Annotated in this window: 20 protein-coding genes; 16 read left to right on the top strand and 4 right to left on the bottom strand. The window is 32.6% G+C overall.

Annotated elements, in window-relative coordinates:
• Window positions 1–98: 98 nt before the first annotated feature.
• Both M2475_RS09560 and M2475_RS09565 read left to right on the top strand, forming a co-directional pair.
• Window positions 99–890, top strand: a complete 792-nt coding sequence (locus M2475_RS09560; protein WP_277491176.1) for a PTS sugar transporter subunit IIC — start codon at window positions 99–101, stop codon at window positions 888–890.
• Window positions 880–1,803, top strand: coding sequence for a PTS system mannose/fructose/sorbose family transporter subunit IID (locus M2475_RS09565; RefSeq protein ID WP_277491177.1), 924 nt, complete (start codon window positions 880–882; stop codon window positions 1,801–1,803). Before M2475_RS09560 ends, M2475_RS09565 begins: the two co-directional genes overlap by 11 nt.
• A 127-nt stretch (window positions 1,804–1,930) precedes the next feature.
• Here the strand turns inward: M2475_RS09565 and M2475_RS09570 are convergent, their stop codons facing one another.
• The 3 genes from M2475_RS09570 to M2475_RS09580 are packed head-to-tail and all read right to left on the bottom strand — an operon-like array spanning window position 1,931 to window position 4,758.
• Window positions 1,931–2,731 carry an ABC transporter permease subunit gene (locus tag M2475_RS09570; RefSeq protein ID WP_277491178.1) on the bottom strand — a complete coding sequence of 267 codons (801 nt, stop codon included), beginning with the start codon at window positions 2,729–2,731 and terminating at the stop codon, window positions 1,931–1,933.
• Window positions 2,724–3,650 carry an ABC transporter ATP-binding protein gene (locus M2475_RS09575; RefSeq protein ID WP_277491179.1) on the bottom strand — a complete coding sequence of 309 codons (927 nt, stop codon included), beginning with the start codon at window positions 3,648–3,650 and terminating at the stop codon, window positions 2,724–2,726. The genes M2475_RS09570 and M2475_RS09575 overlap by 8 nt, the downstream gene beginning before the upstream one ends.
• Window positions 3,651–3,660: 10 nt before the next feature.
• Window positions 3,661–4,758, bottom strand: a complete 1,098-nt coding sequence (locus tag M2475_RS09580; protein WP_277491180.1) for a helix-turn-helix transcriptional regulator — start codon at window positions 4,756–4,758, stop codon at window positions 3,661–3,663.
• Window positions 4,759–5,120: 362 nt separating this feature from the next.
• On the opposite strand from M2475_RS09580, the gene M2475_RS09585 reads away from it, so the two are divergent.
• The 7 genes from M2475_RS09585 (at window position 5,121) to guaA (ending at window position 12,940) form a co-directional block, all read left to right on the top strand.
• Window positions 5,121–5,798, top strand: coding sequence for a WxL domain-containing protein (locus M2475_RS09585; protein ID WP_277491181.1), 678 nt, complete (start codon window positions 5,121–5,123; stop codon window positions 5,796–5,798).
• A gap of 35 nt (window positions 5,799–5,833) precedes the next feature.
• Window positions 5,834–6,874 (top strand): DUF916 and DUF3324 domain-containing protein, encoded by a 1,041-nt coding sequence (locus M2475_RS09590; protein WP_277491183.1) that lies wholly within the window; start codon window positions 5,834–5,836, stop codon window positions 6,872–6,874.
• A gap of 35 nt (window positions 6,875–6,909) precedes the next feature.
• Window positions 6,910–9,411: a hypothetical protein gene (locus M2475_RS09595; RefSeq protein WP_277491185.1), complete on the top strand. Its 2,502-nt coding sequence runs from the start codon at window positions 6,910–6,912 to the stop codon at window positions 9,409–9,411.
• 62 nt (window positions 9,412–9,473) lie between these two features.
• A complete protein-coding gene (locus tag M2475_RS09600; RefSeq protein ID WP_277491186.1) occupies window positions 9,474–9,938 on the top strand; it encodes a GNAT family N-acetyltransferase in 465 nt (154 codons plus the stop codon).
• Window positions 9,939–9,980: 42 nt separating this feature from the next.
• Window positions 9,981–10,301, top strand: coding sequence for a GIY-YIG nuclease family protein (locus tag M2475_RS09605; protein ID WP_277491187.1), 321 nt, complete (start codon window positions 9,981–9,983; stop codon window positions 10,299–10,301).
• 144 nt (window positions 10,302–10,445) lie between these two features.
• Window positions 10,446–11,636 carry a coenzyme F420-0:L-glutamate ligase gene (locus M2475_RS09610; protein WP_277491188.1) on the top strand — a complete coding sequence of 397 codons (1,191 nt, stop codon included), beginning with the start codon at window positions 10,446–10,448 and terminating at the stop codon, window positions 11,634–11,636.
• A gap of 11 nt (window positions 11,637–11,647) precedes the next feature.
• The gene (guaA, locus tag M2475_RS09615; protein WP_277491189.1) at window positions 11,648–12,940 is read left to right on the top strand and encodes a glutamine-hydrolyzing GMP synthase; all 1,293 of its coding nucleotides are present in this window, start codon (window positions 11,648–11,650) and stop codon (window positions 12,938–12,940) included.
• Between the two features lie 483 nt (window positions 12,941–13,423).
• Here the strand turns inward: guaA and M2475_RS09620 are convergent, their stop codons facing one another.
• Entirely contained in the window at window positions 13,424–13,912 is a 489-nt protein-coding gene (locus tag M2475_RS09620) for a helix-turn-helix transcriptional regulator (protein WP_277491190.1), read from the bottom strand.
• A gap of 159 nt (window positions 13,913–14,071) precedes the next feature.
• Between M2475_RS09620 and M2475_RS09625 the strand changes: the two genes are divergently transcribed.
• The 7 genes from M2475_RS09625 (at window position 14,072) to M2475_RS09655 (ending at window position 18,841) form a co-directional block, all read left to right on the top strand.
• Window positions 14,072–14,260 carry a hypothetical protein gene (locus M2475_RS09625; RefSeq protein ID WP_277491191.1) on the top strand — a complete coding sequence of 63 codons (189 nt, stop codon included), beginning with the start codon at window positions 14,072–14,074 and terminating at the stop codon, window positions 14,258–14,260.
• 12 nt (window positions 14,261–14,272) lie between these two features.
• On the top strand, window positions 14,273–15,355 hold the full coding sequence (locus M2475_RS09630) for a site-specific integrase (protein WP_277491192.1): 1,083 nt from the start codon (window positions 14,273–14,275) through the stop codon (window positions 15,353–15,355).
• Between the two features lie 2 nt (window positions 15,356–15,357).
• Window positions 15,358–15,684: a hypothetical protein gene (locus tag M2475_RS09635; protein WP_277491193.1), complete on the top strand. Its 327-nt coding sequence runs from the start codon at window positions 15,358–15,360 to the stop codon at window positions 15,682–15,684.
• Between the two features lie 118 nt (window positions 15,685–15,802).
• Window positions 15,803–16,117, top strand: a complete 315-nt coding sequence (locus M2475_RS09640) for an MbeCy (RefSeq protein ID WP_277491194.1) — start codon at window positions 15,803–15,805, stop codon at window positions 16,115–16,117.
• A gap of 7 nt (window positions 16,118–16,124) precedes the next feature.
• Window positions 16,125–17,426: a relaxase/mobilization nuclease domain-containing protein gene (locus M2475_RS09645; protein WP_277491195.1), complete on the top strand. Its 1,302-nt coding sequence runs from the start codon at window positions 16,125–16,127 to the stop codon at window positions 17,424–17,426.
• Window positions 17,413–17,760, top strand: coding sequence for a TnpV protein (locus tag M2475_RS09650; protein WP_277491196.1), 348 nt, complete (start codon window positions 17,413–17,415; stop codon window positions 17,758–17,760). Before M2475_RS09645 ends, M2475_RS09650 begins: the two co-directional genes overlap by 14 nt.
• A 337-nt stretch (window positions 17,761–18,097) precedes the next feature.
• On the top strand, window positions 18,098–18,841 hold the full coding sequence (locus M2475_RS09655) for a hypothetical protein (RefSeq protein WP_277491197.1): 744 nt from the start codon (window positions 18,098–18,100) through the stop codon (window positions 18,839–18,841).
• The last annotated feature ends 56 nt before the right edge of the window (window positions 18,842–18,897 follow it).

The following is an 18,897-nucleotide window of genomic DNA, read 5'->3' on the forward strand; positions in this document are numbered from 1 at the left end:
AACGAATCTATTATCTATTAATTAGAGTGTAAATGCAATCGATATGGAAGGCGATGCTTCTGTTTGATTACATTACATATTATACGAGGGGGAATTATATGAATATCTTACAAATCATTTTATTGGCGTTGATTACCTTTATTTTCGCGATTGACCAATTCTCATTAACCGAAGTGGCATATCGCCCAATCATCGCATGTCCAATCATTGGTTTAGTACTTGGCGATTTTAAGACAGGTTTAATCGTTGGTGGTACTTATGAACTTATGATGGTTGGTAATATGCCGGTTGGAGGTGCACAACCGCCAAATGCCGTACTGGGAGCAGTTGTAGCAATGGTGTTCTCAGTAAAAGCAAACATGGGAATTGATGCTGCTTTAGGGACAGCTGTAATATTCTCAGTATTTGGACAATATGCAGTAACGCTTACGTTTACCCTTATTTCTGGATTTATGGCAAAAGCAGATAGTGCTGCTGAAAAAGGTGATACAAAAGGAATTGCTAGTGTAAACTATATTTCAATGGGAATTCTTGGATCACTATTTGCAGTAATGGCAGTTCTTGCTTATGTTGGTGGTAGTGCAATTGGAAACTACCTACAAAACTTTGCAGCTAGTTTTTCATGGGTTATGGCAGGATTGGATGCAGCCGGTGGAATGATGCGATATGTAGGGTTTGCTATTCTACTTAAGATTATGCTTGCAAACGATCTGTGGGGAATTTACCTTGCAGGATTTGCAGCAGCTGCAGCACTTGGAAACATCAGTGCAACAGCAGGAGCAACATTATTATTAGTTGCTTTCATTGGTGTAGCAATCGCAGTAAATGACTTTAAAAATGGAATCCGTAGTCGAAACTCAGGAAGTGGAGGTGTAGAAGATGGCATCTAACTTAGAAGTATATGAAAATTTAACGCCAGCTGAACCTTTAGATAAAAAGACGTTAAATAAGATCATGTGGAAATCACTCATGTTGCAAGCTTCATTTAACTATGAAAGAATGCAAGCCGCAGGTTGGCTATGGGCGATGTTACCAGGTTTGGAAAAAATCCATACCGATAAAAATGATTTAAGTGCTTCGATGAAGCACAACCTTGAATTCTTTAATACACATACATATACAGTAACCTTTGTTATGGGAATAGTATTATCCCTTGAACAACAAAAAGCAGACATCAATACCATTCGTTCCGTGCGTGTAGCAGCAATGGGACCATTAGGTGGAATTGGGGATGCAATGATTTGGTTTACCTTAATGCCAATTGCTGCTGGTATTACCGCAACAATGGCCATTGATGGTAATGTGATTGGTCCAATTCTATATTTTATTATAGTATTTGGAGCACAAATGGCTTTACGATACTGGCTGCTTAACTGGTCTTATGCACTTGGTAGAACAGCAGTATCGATGTTGACCAACTATGCTAAAGAGTTTACACATGCCGCTTCAATGCTTGGTGTATTTGTAGTAGGAGCATTGACATGTAATTATGGAAACACTGCCATTGGAATGATCATTCCAAATGGAGAACAACAGATTATATTACAAGATTTGCTTAATGGAATCTTACCCTCATTAGTTCCATTAGCATTAACGTTAATGTGTTACCTCTTAATTAAGAAAAGACAATGGTCTCCGACAAAGATTATCTGTCTACTGCTAGCCATTGGTGTCATTGGTTGTTCACTCGGTATCTGGAAAGGTAGCGCAGGAATGATCGTTGATACAAATAATGATGGAATTTATGATGCGGAAATGGAACAAGGATATGAGAGCCTCATTCCAGTACCATGGCATAAATAGAACTTAACTTTATGAGTTACTTTCATTTCTCATAAATAAAATTGAAATGGATAACATCCAAAATATTCTTTACAAATTAAATAATTTAAAAAAAGGTGATGTAAGTCACCTTTTCAGATTGTTGTAGTTAAGATTGTTTCAGCAAGGCTTCGTAAGTAAATTTTTTGTTTGCTCTTTTCATCAACAAGATTGTGAGGATGAGAAAGATAAGAGCTACGATGAGTAATAGCCATGCATTAATTAAAATAATTCCACTAAATTGTCCTACCAATAAAAGAAAGACAGGAATGATTAAGAAGACAGAACGTTGTTGTGACTCTTCTACCGTTTGTGATTTCGCTGATCCATTCACAATTAAGGTAATAGATAAAAGTGATAGGGTAGGAGCCAAAGCGATTAAAATGATAATCCAGTTTAAGAAATCTAGGGATATGTTGTGATTCATAAGGAACATCATTTCAAGTTGTACAGTGATAACCATTGCGATAAAAGATGCGAAGGTAACCATCATACTTAAAGATAAAGCAGCAAATATTTTTGATTGAAAGATTTGTTTTAAAGATATTGGACTATATAATAATGTTTCTAATGTCCTTTTTTCTTTCTCTCCTACAAAGGAACTCGCTGCCATGACCGAAGAAGCCATAATTGGTATTAAAATGAAGAAGACCGGAATAACAGTATTTAAGAGCAAGGTAATCGCAGTGATTTGAATATTTGATCCAGCTTTAATTGATGGCATTATTTGTAAGAGTTGCTGAAACTCTGGTGAACTCTCTGGAAGAAAGCTGATGCTTACAATAAAGATTGATGGTAGAGCAATAGAGAAGACAAAGGGAACAATCAATAACACAGGGAATAAACGTTTATTGAAAACAATTGTTCGTAAATCTTTTTTAATAATTGCCCGTTGGATGGAATTAAGCATGGTCTTCACCGCCTTCTTTTCGATAAATATCTAGTAGAGAAAAATATATTTCTTCTAAGGTTTGTTCATGAATAGATACATGGAAGATATTTCCTCCATGGTTAACAATCTCTTTAATAATATCAGGAATCTTATTTTCATCTTCTACCATAAATTGATAATTCATATCATCTAGTTTTGTAAAGGGAATGGTATCTGGCATATAATCACTTTTGATATCAACCCGAATCCCACTTGCAACTTTTTGGCGTAAGGAAGTGAGGGTTCCACTAGCAAACATACGTCCTTCATCAATCAATCCATAGGAAGTACAAAGCTCTTGTGCATATCGTAATTGATGTGTACATAAGAAAACAGTCACCCCATTTTGTTTGGCTAGATTTTTAATCATATTGTTGACACTTAGAATACTTTCAGGATCTAGTCCTGAAGTAGGTTCATCGAGAAAGAGAATCTTTGGATGATGAATCATTGCTCGAGCTAAAGATAATCTTTGTCGCATCCCCGTAGAGTAAGTAGCAAGCTTTTGGTCTTTCGCATCAAGTAGATCCAATTGCGTTAATAACTTAGTAGCATGTTGCTTTGCTTCTGCTTTATCACTTCCAAAGAGGGCACTATAAAACATAAGATTTTCAAATCCACTCATATGATCATACATCTGAGAGTGTTCTGTAACTACCCCTGAGATTGCATGTACATGCTCAGGTTGTGAGGTAGAGTCATAACCATCGACACTACAAGCACCTTCACTAGGTTGTAATAACCCTGTTAAAAGCTTTACAGCAGTGGTTTTACCAGCTCCATTGGGACCAAGGAAACCAAAGATTTCTCCTTCTTTAATTGAAAAGCTGATGTTATCTACAGCTTTTTTACCTGTTGGGTATATTTTTGATAATTGTTGTACACAAATTGCATTCATATAGGTTCTCCTAACCATTTTTCTTAAGTTTTTTCATCAAAGATTGAAATTGTTTATTATCTGCTAGAGCTACGAAAGCAGGATGTTCATCAAATACTTCGATAATGTTTTTACGAATTGATTCTTGATCTCGAGGGATAGGCATGGATGTTTTTGAAAACCATTCATCCAAACGTGTAAAGTACGCATCACCATGAAGTTCTAAGGGATATATTGTATCTGTTGCAACATCAACATAGGCTTGTATAGCTTCTAAGGCATTTTCTTTATCGTTAAAGTTCATAAAGCCAATCGCTGCACTTAGATAAATATTTAATAACTTAGTGGGATGTAGTTTCTTTAATTGAAAAAGTTCAATTAGCCCCAGTAAGCGATGATAAGTTTCGATAAACATATCTTTTTGTGTATAAGTAACAGAAAGATAAGTACTCATTAAATCACTTAGGTGTAATACATATTGATAAATACTTATTTGTAAGTTATATTCGGCTTTATCATTTTCATGTAGCATTTGAAGAGCACTAGCTAGTATGGTTTCAGTAGAAATTAATAAAGGTGTTTCTTCACCTAACAAGGCAATAATATCTTTTGGTTTTTGCGTCATTAATAAGGCCGTAGCTTCTAGATTTTGGGCAATGGTGCTTAATTCTACTTCATTACTTTCTTTTTTTATCCGAATAAATAATTCAATTGCTTCATGAAGAATAGCTTCTACTTGATTCGTAGGTGCGAGGTTTGAATAATTCAAATACAAAGCACCTATCTGTAAGAGTAGTGGATAACAAGAATAGTATTCTTTTACAATCAAACGACAGCGCTTAATTACTTCTTCATATGGTTGTGAAGCAAAGGCGTTTGCCAATTCATCATATAAATTCTTAATTTCATATTTTGATAGTTGTGGGGAATATTGTAAGAGTTCATCCACACTGATATTAAAATATGTAGCTAATCTAGGAAGTAATTCAATATCGGGATAACTTTGTGCGGTTTCCCATTTTGATACCGCTGCTTTTGATACACCTAAAAAAGTAGCTAATGTTTCTTGTGAAACATTTTTTTCTTTTCGTAGTAGGGTAATCGTATCTGCAATTTTAATTTCTTTCATATGATATCTCCTATCTTTATTCTACTAGTAGTTGATATTGTTAACAAGCGAATTACAGTAGAATTCAGTTAAAAAAATCAACTATTAGTATACGATTGTTATTATAAAAGATGTAGAATTGATAGGGTAAAATAGTTGACGAATTTTTATCTTTCCTATATACTTCCTTATGAAGCATGAATAGGGGGATAAAATATCACCGTTTATGTTATTCGATTGAGTTGAGGAAAAACTCGCTTAAGGGCGCAAAGATATATTCTTAAATCATAAATAATATTAATTGTGTAATCTATTAGGGGAATACACTTTTTAGGTTGAATATTACCTTATTTGCTTCAAGAATAAAGAAAGGAGACTCAAGCATGAAAAAGAAATTTTTATTAAGTGTTTTAGCATTTGGAATGGTTATGTTTGGCAGTATCTATACAATCAATGCAGAAGATGAAAGTACTTCTACAGATGCAACGATTGCTTTTACTGGTGGTGATACTTCACCAACAAGTCCAGTAGATCCAGATAACCCAGACACTCCAGGAACAAATCCAGGAACAAATATGGAGGGTCCATTGAGTCTGGACTATGTACCTGCATTGGCATTTGGTACACATGAAATTACAGGGAATGTAGCAACATATGACCTTACGGATTTAAAACCGTATATCCAAGTCACGGACAAACGTGGTACAGGTAAAGGATGGAAAGTATCTGTATCTATGACTACATTTACTAATGGAGATTCATCAAGTTCGTTTTCAGGAGTATTATCATTTAAGAATCCAGAAGTGAAAACAACAACAGGGAATACTTCTACGCCACCAACTGCATCAGTGGCAACCGTAACATCAGGTGCAGGTGAACAAAAATTAGTAGGTACAAATGCTGATAATCAGGGTATGGGTACATGGATTACAAGATGGTATCCAACAGCAAGTGCTACAAACAATTTAAATGATGCAATTCAGCTTACTGTGAATACAGGGAATGCAACAACTGATTCATATACAGCAACGGTGAATTGGATTATATCAAACGCTCCTTAATTCTATAAAGGGCTAAGCATAAAGGAGGAATCGTAATGAAAAAGACGATACAGAATATATTAAAAAAATTTATCATTTTCACTTTTCTATCAACTATGGTCTTTGGTGTTGCGGTTTCTTCCGCACATGCTGAAGAACCAACGGTTTCATTTAGTGTAAGCGCTATAATTCCTGATAATCAAATTGATAAGGAATTAACGTATTTTGATTTGTTGATGGAACCAAATAAGGAACAGACGATTCAAATCGTCATTACCAATACAAGCAATGAACCAATCATTGCGAAAACACAGATTAATGCAGCATCGACAGGAACGAATGGGGTCATCGCTTATAGTATACCTGGTGTACGTGATAAGAGTATGAAACATTCAATTGAAGATATTGCAACCATCAAAGAAGCAGAGATTGAAATCGCTGCAAATAGTAATAAAGTGGTTGATATCCAACTAAAGATGCCCAAAGAAAAATATGATGGGGTAGTATTAGGTGGAATTTATGTAACCGCAAAAAATAAGAATGAAACAAAAGATGATAGTAAAGATGAAGGAATAGAAATTAAAAATGAAATAGCATATGCATTAGGTTTAAAGCTTACTGAAACGAAAGCAACTGTAGAACCTAATATAAATTTGAAAGCAATTGGGCCATCTTTAGAAGCATTGCGAACAGCAATGAAGATCAATCTTCAAAACAGTGAAGCAGTAATTATGAAGAATGTGAAAATTGATGCCCAAATATATAAAAAAGGTAGTAATGAGGTGTTACACTCAGCTATGAGTGAAACAGCAGAAATTGCGCCTAACTCAAACTTTAATTTTATTGTTGATTGGGAAAATGAAACAATTGAACCAGGTACTTATCGATTGAAAATGAAAGTTGATTATGAAGATAAGTCTTGGGAATGGGATGAAGAGTTTGAAGTAAAAAATGACGATGCAAAAGAAGTGAATGAAGAAGCAATTAATACCGAAGAAGAATTTCCCTATTGGATATTGTTTATTGTAGGTGGTATAGCGCTTGTAGCAGTTGTTTATTTAGCATTTATTTTAGGTAAACGAACAAGCAAAGGTTAAAACAAGCAAACAGACAAATAGGAAGGAGGGGTATGATGAAAAGAAATAAGATTATCGGTGGTATAGCAGTTATAGCGCTTGTCGTTGGATTGTTTTTTACGAGTGTATATAGTGAAGAAGTACAAAATGATGAACCAGAAGTAAGTGATGAAATATCAAATGAAAATACTCCTCCAGAAGAAGAGATAGATAGTGAATCTTCTGAGGAACCAATTGAAAATGAAGTAATTGACAATGAAGAATCCACACCTAGAGCAGACATTGTTAGATTGGCAGCAAATGAAACGGTTGTATATACATATGCTGATTTGAAGAGTACTCTTGAATCGGCAACGGATGGTATCAATATGATTTATTTAGGTGCTGATATCACGATGTCAACAACCGGTATTAACGTAAGTGAAGCGAAGACAAATGTGACGATTGATGGATCCTATAATGGTGTATCACATAAGATAATTGAAGCTCCAGCAGCTGTTCCTGCAAGTACGATTTATATCAATAAGAGTACAATTAAAAGTTTTACTTTAAAAAATATGCATATTATTGGTATGAATTATTATGGAACGGTAAGTGTGGGAACATTAGCATCGAATGTGGATTTGATTTATGATTCAATTATATACTATGGACCACAGATAACTTATAACCCTACAGGAAATGCTACTTATAAAGATTGTACAATTGCAATCGTAGCATCAAGTTCAAGTCCTGCAAATGAAGTAGCAGAGATTAGAAATGTAGATTTTTATGGGAATGTAAATCTTACCCATAGTAATGGAACAAGTATTTTTAATTTTTATGGAAATTCTACGATGACTTTTCATGAAAATGCAAATGTAGTAGTAAATGCAGGTGGTAGTACGATGTTGTATAACTATGCAACTACAATTGATATGAAAGAAAATGCGAAATTTAAGTATGTTAGTAGTAGTCCAAAACTTAGTAGTGCAAATAATACGATTAAGTCTTTGACAATGGATAAAAATAGTGAATTTAATTTGCAGTTCAATGGAACGACAACCATCGATCAAGCAGCACGTTTTAGTGGTGATGTAGTAATTGGTGAAGGGGCGAATTTTACCATAACTACACAAGGCGCTATTTCTGGTTACTTAATTTATGGAAGTACAGCATATAATTGGATATTGAATGGTGGAAATGTGAATTTAGTAACCAATGGGAATGTAGCTAATGTATTAAATGCGAAATCGATTATAATTAACAGTGGTTCATTCAATATTAACAATGCCGTATCACAAGCCACAGGTGTAACCCTCAGTGGTGGATTGACAATCGAGAAAGATGGCTCTTATAAACAATATAGTAAAACAGCAAGCGCATATTCATTTAATGCTACAGGTACTACAGAAAGTGATGGAATCAATGTCAATGGTGGAAACTTTGATGTTTCAGCAAGTACGGTTACTGCTCAACATTTGATTGGTTCCACAATGCCATTTATGGTAAAATCAGACTCTACTGTGAATTTGAGTGCTGGTAGTGGGCCTGGAACATCACTAATCTATATGACGAATGCCAAAGGTTATATTGATATTGACAATCCAAAGAGTTTGTTCTTTTCGGCACCAGGACATCGTATCATTCAGTATACGGCTCTAAAACCATTGAACTTGAAAGCACAACAGATAAACTTTTGGACAACATCTGTATTTCCAGGGGGGTCTGTATGGGATCCACCACATTATTATTGGGTTAAGAATGATGATAGTGTTGATTATACGATAAATGGAAACTTAGCAGCAGGTACTGCAGGAAGGTATTTAAACATTACATCAAACTATGAAGACAATGATGGATCTAGTGGTAATCCAGCAGATGAATTCTTAATGTCATCGCTAAGTGCATTAGCAATGGGTAGATTATCATTAAATGTAAATCCACTATATGATGTGTCTACTGAAATTAGTGGAACGACTGCACCAAATGGTATCATAAGGAGTGAATATGGAAACAATAGAGTGGAAGCTCATGCGGATGCCAATGGTAATTTCTCACAACCGGTATCAGATTTACAAGTTGGTGATAAAGTAACAATTACAGCAAATGATGGGTATTATCTATATTATAAAAAAGAAGTTATTGTTGGTTTAGCTGGAGGATTATCTTTTAAAGAAGTCCCATCAACATTAGCATTTCATACAACCGATCTTGCTTCAACAGCGAAAGTAGTAACCCGACAAATTAATGATTGGGCAATTAAAGTTGAAGATTTAAGAGCACAAAAGGTTGGGTGGAAAGTGTTGGCTCAATTGGAACAACCATTTATGGATGAAAATATGAGTGTTATCTCCGAACTAAAAAATGCTCTTGTATTTGTAGATACTGATGGAAATGAGCATCCGCTTAGTTCTGATGAGCCAACACTAATCTATTCAACAACAGCAACAAGTGAACTTACAAATATTCATTGGGATACCAATAAAGGTATCTTGGCAAAGATATTTCCAGGTGCGCTTCACAGCAACACCGAATATAGTGCAAAAATAAGATGGGTATTACAAGATGCTCCATAAAAAAGAAGCTATAACGAAAGTATTATAAAGCGTTATGGCTTTTTTTGTATTATAATGAAGATATGAAACTTGAAAGTAGACGTTGTACAATTCGTGAATTTAAACGACAAGATATCGATGCTTTTATGGAATATCGAAATAATGATTCATGGATGAAGTATCAAGGATTTAAAAATCTTACCAAAAAACAATATGAAGAAGCTTTACTGAAAGATCTTGATTTTAAAGAAGGAGCACAATTGGTGATTACTCATACAAGGGATGCTGTGGTAATCGGAGATATTTATTTAAAAGCAGAAGATGACAGTGTTTGGATTGGTTATACAATCCATCCTACCTATGCTCGTCAAGGATATGTGAAAGAAGCATTAACAACCATTTTTTGGTGGTTGAAAAATCAAGGGATTCATAAGGTAAAGGCAAGTGTGTTAAAAGAGAATGTGAATTCTATAGCGTTATTAAAGAAATTAGGGTTTCTATTTTCTGGGATAGAAGAAGATGAGGAAATCTATCTAAAAACATTATGATAAGTAGTGATAGAACAACTTGTGTGTAGAAAGAGGATGAGGATGTATTATATTTATATGATTCGTTGTAGTGATGATTCTATTTATACAGGAATTACCAATGATATAGATAAGCGAATGAAAGAGCATTATTATAAATTAAAACAAGCAGCAAAATATACAAAAACCAGGGATGTAGTAAGTTTGGATGCACTTTGGACAGCGGAAAATCGAAGCTTAGCTTCTAAGTTGGAATACTATTTAAAAAAGCTTAGTAAACAAGAGAAAGAAGTTCTTATTAAAGATCCTTTACAACTTCCTTGTGAAGAATATGAGTATCAAAAAGATATTACCTTGGAAAAGTGTTTAAAAAAAGAAGCTTAATACATGATAGTGATAATACACATCATGTATTTTATAGTATTTGATATAAGCACAGCTTATATCAAATGATGAATTATTAATTTCACTTCTAGGTGAATATACCTTATAATTGACTTGTAGTGCGACAGCAGAAAGGAACTGAGTATGGAAAGAAAAATAGGAACTGTATCAAGAGGAGTTCGTTGTCCAATCATTAGAGAAGGCGATGATTTAGCAAAAATTGTAGTGGATAGTGTTTTAGACGCTGCGCTTAGTGAAGGCTTTGAATTGCGTGATAAAGATGTAATCGCAGTAACAGAATCGATTGTAGCAAGAGCACAAGGAAATTATGCTAGTATCGATGCGATTGCCAAAGATGTAAAAGCAAAATTAGGAGGAGAAACGATTGGGGTTATTTTTCCTATTCTTTCAAGAAATAGATTTTCTATTTGTTTAAAAGGGATTGCAAAAGGAGCTAAGAAAGTAGTATTAATGCTTAGTTATCCAAGTGATGAAGTAGGGAATGCCCTTTTAACATATGATATGTTGGATGAAGCAAATGTAAATCCATATAGTGATGTATTGGATTTAAAAAGATATCGTGAATTGTTTGGAAATAATAAACATGAATTTACGGGTGTAGACTATATTGATTACTATAGTGATTTGATTAAAGCTGAAGGTGCAGAAGTGGAAATTGTATTTGCGAATAATCCAAAAGCAATTTTAAACTATACAAAAGATGTATTGACATGTGATATACATACTAGAAATAGAACGAAACGTATTTTAAAAGAGAATGGTGCGAATCGAGTATGTGGATTGGATGATATTTTAAATGCACCAGTGGATGGTAGTGGATATAATTCTAAGTATGGTTTGTTGGGTTCTAATAAATCAACGGAAGATACAATAAAATTATTTCCTAATGAATGTTTTGATTTTGTAGAAGCTATTCAAGTTCAAATAAAAGATAAAACAGGTAAGCATGTGGAAGTAATGGTATATGGAGATGGAGCGTTTAAAGATCCTCAAGGTAAGATATGGGAGTTAGCAGATCCAGTTGTTTCTCCTGCTTATACTAAAGGACTTGAAGGAACACCAAATGAAGTGAAATTGAAGTATTTGGCAGATAATGATTTTAAACATTTAGATGGTGAAGAATTAAAAGCTGCTATCTCAAAGCGTATTAAAGAAAAAGATGAAGATTTAGTTGGTGATATGGCGGCCCAAGGGACAACACCAAGACAATTAACGGATTTGATTGGATCGCTTTGTGATTTAACAAGTGGATCTGGTGATAAAGGTACACCAATCGTATTAGTACAAGGTTATTTCGATAACTATACGGAGTAAAGGGGAATACTATGAAACAAGATATGATCGTAATATTAGATTTAGGAAGTATCGAGAATACAACATTAGCAAGAGCTATTCGTGATCTTGGTGTATATAGTGAGATTTATCCACATGATATCACTATTGAAAAGTTAAAAGCATTACCTAATGTAAAGGGAATTGTGTTAAATGGTGGTGAAAATAGAGTCGTAGATGGAAGTGCTGTAGATGTAGATCCAGCAATTTATGATTTACAAATTCCAGTTATTGCAATTGATCATCCAAGTGCAAAGTGTGATGTTACTTTTTCTACATTGCCAAGTGAAGCAGAATTAAAAACATTTGTTTTTGATACATGTAAAGCAGAAGCAAATTGGAATATGAAAAACTTTGTAGCAGATCAAATAGAACTTGTTAGAGAACAGGTAAAAGATAAAAAAGTATTGTTGGCTTTATCTGGTGGAGTAGATTCATCAGTAGTTGCTGCACTACTAATTAAGGCGATTGGGAAGCAATTAGTTTGTGTACATGTAAATCATGGTTTGATGCGTAAAGGTGAATCAGAAGACGTTGTAGAGGTCTTTAGAAACCAATTGGATGCAAACTTAATCTATGTAGATGCAAGTGAAAGATTTTTAGGTAAATTAGCTGGTGTTGCAGACCCAGAAGAAAAACGTAAGATTATTGGAAATGAGTTTGTCTATGTCTTTGATGAAGAGGCAAAGAAGCTAGAAGGAATTGACTTTTTAGCACAAGGAACCATTTATCCTGATATTGTAGAATCTGGAACAAAAACCGCAAAGATGGTGAAATCACACCATAATGTTGGTGGCTTACCAGAAGGTATGAAGTTTGAATTGGTAGAACCACTATATCAATTGTTTAAAGATGAAGTAAGAGCTTGTGGTATTGAGTTGGGATTACCACCACACATGGTGTATCGTCAACCATTCCCAGGACCAGGACTTGGGGTACGTTGCTTAGGAGCAATTAGTAAGGAACGTTTAGAAGCAGTTAGAGAATCCGATGCAATTTTAAGAGAAGAATTTGAAAAAGCAGGATTAGATAAAAAAGTATGGCAATACTTTACCGTAGTACCTGATTTCAAATCAGTGGGTGTTAAAAACAATGAACGTTGTTTTGAATATCCAGTGATTCTACGTGCAGTAAATACGATTGATGCAATGACGGCTACAATTGAATTACTAGATTGGGAAGTGTTATTAAAAGTAACTGATCGTATTCTAAAAGAAGTTGATAATGTAAATCGTGTATTATATGATTTATCACCAAAACCAACTGCTACGATTGAGTGGGAATAATCCCAAAACGACAAAAAGACCGATGAAATCGGTCTTTTTTTGATGCTATGGTATCAAATGATACTACTTTGATACTATTTTATTCTATTTTCTAAAAGAGAATGTATTTTTCAATTTCTTGTATTCATATAAATACCAAACAATAAATAGGACATAAGAAAGGAGAATAATAAAAACAAAAAGAGTGTTATCAGTGATTACTATATCAACTATGAATGGTAAGTTTATTACCACACCTAAACTAATTAATAACTTTTTTACTAATTGATTTGATTTATTCCAAAAATCATCTTGCTGTGGTTTTGATAATTTATCATAGAAATCAAAATCATTAAAGATAAGCCGACTATTTTTATCTTTAGATATTCGCATTTTGTATATTAGAAATGCAATTAACCAGTAGATAATGTTAATTAATACAAAAGTAAGCATTTATATCACATCCTTTTATTGAATTCATTATTTGAATAATTGAAGTGCATTCTATTTACGCCATGAATGTTTGCGTACATCATCACAAGTATTGGGCCAGTTTAATTTCCATTCTTGGTATTCATCGTTATCAATAATGCCATCCTCTAGTTCCTGTTTTCTTAACTTCCATTCTTTTAAAAAGACTTGAACTGTTGGATAGCGAACCAGTAGACCAATTTCTTGAGGACGATCAAAATCATCGTTTCTACTAGCTTGATAATTAATAAGTTCAATAGGGAACTCGTCATCCAATTCAAATAGTGTACTAATAATATTTTCGGCGTTTGAAAAAGGAACATCTTTAAGCATTAATGGATTTACATCAAGAGTTTTTGCAATCTTGTTTAAAGTATCTTCCTTAGGTACTCGAGTACCAGATTCGTATTGTGCCATTCTAATATCGGCACTCTTATCGTCAAATCCAATTGCTAGACCCAATTCCTTTAAAGTCATATTTCGAAAAAGACGTGCATTCTTAATTTTAGAGCCAACAGACATAAATATTCCTCACTTTCAAAAACAGTATAGCATATAATTTTACGACATTAAACAAAAAAGTTTAATATTTGTTGACTTAAACAAATATGTTTAATATAATGAATATGACATTAAACATAAAAGTTTAGTATTTACACAACAGATAATGGAGGTGAATAAATGAAAAATGAGCATTTTTTAGATGCTAGTGAGGTTGCAGAATTGTTGAGTATGTCAAAACCTTATGCCTACAAGTTGATTCAGTCATTGAATAAAGAACTTAAAGCAAAAGGATACATCACTATACGAGGACGAATAAGCAAAGAATTTTTATTAAAGCATTTTTATGGATTAGAAAAGAAGAAGTAAAGGAGTGATCATATGCCAGTCTATAAAGACAAAAGTAAAGGAACATGGTATGCATCTTTCTATTTCAAGAATTGGAAAGGTGAGAATGAAAAAAAATTGAAAAGAGGCTTTCAAACGAAGAAGGCTGCAAAAGAATGGGAACAATCGTTTAAAGCACAGAAGACACTGGATTTTGATATGAAGTTTGAGGACTTTATCGAGATTTATAAGAATGATATGAAACAAAGAGTTAAGTTAAGTACATGGATGACAAAAGAACAGATTATTAATAAAAAAGTAATACCATATTTCAAGAATAAGAAAATGAACTTAATTAAGACTTCAGATATTATCGCATGGCAAAATGAAATGATTGGGTTTAAACAAAAAAATGGAATGCCTTATTCTAAATGTTACTTAAAAACTCTACACAATCAACTTAGTGCAATATTTAATCATGCAGTTCGATTTTATGATTTGAAACAAAATCCTGCGAAGAAAGCAGGGAATATGGGAAAGAATTCAAGAAGAGAAATGAACGTTTGGAGTAAAGATGAGTATTCAAGATTTTCAGATTCTATGATGGATAAAGAAATCTCATATCATGCTTTTCAAATGCTGTATTGGTGTGGTATTCGATTAGGAGAAATGCTTGCGCTGACAGGTCAAGATTTTGATTTTAATAAGAATACAGTTTCCATTAATAAAACATATCAGCGTATTGGTGGTGTAGATTATATAACTTCTCCTAAAACAGAAAAAAGTAATCGAGTTGTACAGATGCCTAGTTTCTTAGCAGAAGAAATGAAAGACTATATTGATAAAATATACCATCTGAAAAAAGACCAACGAGTGTTTCATGTGTCGAAGTCTTATATTGAACGAGAAATGAGGCGAGGTATTAAAGAGCAAAAGCTACATTACATTCGAGTTCATGATTTAAGACATTCCCATGTGTCACTGCTAATTGAAATGGGGTTTAGTGCTGTAGCTATCGCTGATAGAGTTGGTCATGAAAGTATAGAAATTACATATCAATATGCTCACTTGTTTCCAACTAAGCAGGGAGATATAGCAAATAAATTGGATAGTTTTATGAAGGAGGTGATTATATAATGATGCCAAAAAAACAAGATGATCGGAATCGTTTCAGAGGGTACACTACAGGATTTCGAATGTCAAAAGAGGAACATGATGAATTAAATAAAAGAGTAGAGCTATCAGGGCTCACTAAACAAGACTATATGATTAAAAAAGCCCTGGACAAGGAAATTGTAGTAATAGGAAATAAACGAACGTACAAGGCTCTTAAAAACCGTCTAGGAGAGTTTAACCAGTTACTTAAGGAGTATATAAAAACGAATACAGTTATTGATGAAGAAGTATTTGAAATGATGCAATTCACTATGAAGATTTTGAAAGGTCTAAGCATAGATGATGATTAATTTAATGGTGTCTTAATGTAGTAGCAAGCAACGTCTTTTGTACCCAAAAGACAACTTGTTAGGGATTATCCCTAAGACCCTTTAAAAGAAAATGAATAGGAATGGAGATGATAAATGAATGATAAGAAGAGAGAAAGAAATTAAGGTTAGGTTGAGTGATGACGAGTATGCATCACTCAACAACAAAGTAAGATTATGTAAGTGTAGTAGAGAAAAGTATATTAGAAATGTACTTAATGATTTTGAAATTAAAATGCCACTACCAATTGAATATTATCAGTTATTAAAAGAGGTTAATCATATTGGTAATAATTTGAATCAATTAGTGAAGTTAGGATATGTAAAACCTTTAAACGAAATTGATGTTGTAATAGTAATAAAAGATATAAATAATATCATGCAACGTATTGATAATGAATTTAGAGGAGCATAATAGATAAGTGGCTACTACAAAACTATGGAAAGTCAAAGGAAGGTTGGATGCTCCAATCAACTATGTAATCAATGATGATAAGACTGCATTTACTGATGTGATTGAATATGCAACACACGAAAGTAAGACAGTCAATGTAGAGTTAATTAGTACGATTAATTGTTTGCAAGATAATCCTATACAGGCAATGATGAATACAAAGAAATTGTTCAAGGATAACAAAGAGATTATATGCTTTCATGGATATCAAAGCTTTCATGGATATGAAATTGAACCAGAAGTAGCACACCAAATAGGAGTAGAGTTAGCAAATAGACTATGGGGTGAGAAGTATGAAGTTGTAATAACAACCCATATTGATACCAATAACATACATAACCATTTTGTGTTGAATTCTACTTCTATGGTTGATGGAAAAAGATTTACCAATAGCAAAAAAGATTATCACGATATGAGAACTGTATCAGATGAACTTTGCAACCAACATGGATTGTCAATTATTGAAGAGAAATCTTATCAATCAAAAAGTAGAAATTCTTATAGAAATGATATATCCATAAGAAGTAAAATCAAGAAAGATATATCTGAAGTAATAAAAAAAGTATTTACAACTAGACAATTATTCAGGGAACTTGAAGGCATTGGATATGAAATTAAAGAGACAAATAAAAATATATCGCTAAAACATCCAGAACATAAAAAGTTTATTCGACTATCTTCTTTAGGTGATAAATATCAAATAGATGAAATACAAGACTATCTGTCATCAAGAGCACCTATCAGAGATGATAATACTATATATGATAGGAAACAGTTTGATATTGACCCATATATACATAAGTACAGAAATGGTAATCTTACTGGCTTACAAAAAGTATACATAAGATATCAATATATGTTAGGGATAGTTCCAAAATCAACAAATAGAAATATTAAGTATTCTAAAGAGCTAAGAAAAGCAATAAGATACATGGATACAATATCTGATCAAACAATTTTGCTATGTAGAAACAATTTAAATACATTTACAGATTTGAAGAATCATGAAGAGCTTTTAAATAATGAGTTGAATTTATTATTACAGAATAGACAACAATATTACAATAAAATAAGAAGATGTAATGATAATAATCTTAAGGATGAAATGAAATCTGAAGCTAAAAAAATAACACCAAAGATTAAGAGTGTTAGAAAACAAATTAAATTATGTACAGGAATTGAAGATCGGTCAATAAGAATGAAAGAATTTGAATTAGAAATTAAGTCAGCACAGAAAAGTAAAGGAGTAAAAGAATATGAAAGAAATTAAATATACTAAAATAGGAGACTATGAATTTCCTAATTTAATAATTGATAAAAAAGAAACTTTAGGTAGGTATGGAATAATGAGGCAAAAATATTTAAGAGAAAATACATACCCAAAATATAAAGTAATGAAATTTAATAATACATTATATGATCATCTTCATAGAGTTGAAGAAGAGGCAAACGACTTATATGACCAATTATTAAACGATTATAAAAAACAAAGGAATATCACAGAAAGCTTGAAAGAAAAAAATCAATTATTATGGATTGGTGAAATGAACAATATAAAAAACTGTATTGAAGAAATTATTATCAATGAAATGATCCACGTGTAGCCAAACAAACCCAGTCTATAAGTAGGAATAATGAAAGAAGTAGTTTCCTATTAATTATTGATAACTTTTTTAATTTGATACTGTTCTCATACTAAAAAGGTAATGTGTAATAATTTATACATTACCTTTTTAGATGAAAACTATCTATCAGAAAATATCTTCTCAAAAAATATGTGCTGTGATATTACAAAATAGCTCAATATTTTTAAATCAAAGAAATTAAAATAATCTAAAGTATGGAAAAGTAGAAAACTGTAACCGTTTTCAAAAAAATGAGATTATGGTATTATTTTAATAAGCATATATTATGATTTATTTAGAAAGGGGATAATTTATAATGCAAAGAGGCTTTAATTATTTAATAGATATGCATGGCGAAGCAGGCGCTAGAGATATTTTTGAAAAAATTTGTATTCAAGTATTTCAACAATTATATGGTGAAGATGCGAAAGCAGTGAGAATTTCCCAAGGTGATGGGGGTATTGATATTTTAGTAGGTGATTTACCAACTCCCCAAAAGATTTATCAATGTAAGTTTTTTCCTATAAAAATCGGTTCTTCACAAAAAATGCAAATTAAAGAATCGTTTGAGACTGCAATTCGAAATTATTCACCAAAAGAGTGGATTCTTTGTTTACCATTAGTGCTAAGTAAAGAAGAATTATTATGGTGGTCACAATGGAAATCTGAGAATGAGAATGATAACCTTTGTATTTCATTTTGTGATGGAAGTTATTTAATAAACTTATTGAAGAAGTTTGGATTTTACTCTGAAATTTTTGATGATGATATTAGAGAGACCTTACAAATAATTCTAGATTATATGTCTGACTATAAAAAAGATGTTATTAACGAAATTATTTATGGATATGATGATGAAAATAATATTGTTAGTAACTACCAAGATAATATTTTTGTCAAAATGTTAGAAAGTGCAAATATAACAAATACTAAAGCATCTATTATTGAATTTTATAATGCAGAAATTGCAAAATATACGGTATTAAGTAAAGATGAAATAGAAGGTTTAAAAGCTTATAACAATTCGCTTAATTCAACTAAGGAATACCTAAAGTATTAAAAAACGTTACAAACAGGTAATAAATTGAGCTTCTTTAAGGTTTGTCTTGAAATGTT

Source organism: Breznakia sp. PF5-3, from assembly GCF_029504745.1.
In the GTDB taxonomy this organism is placed as follows: Bacteria; Bacillota_I; Bacilli_A; order Erysipelotrichales; family Erysipelotrichaceae; genus Breznakia.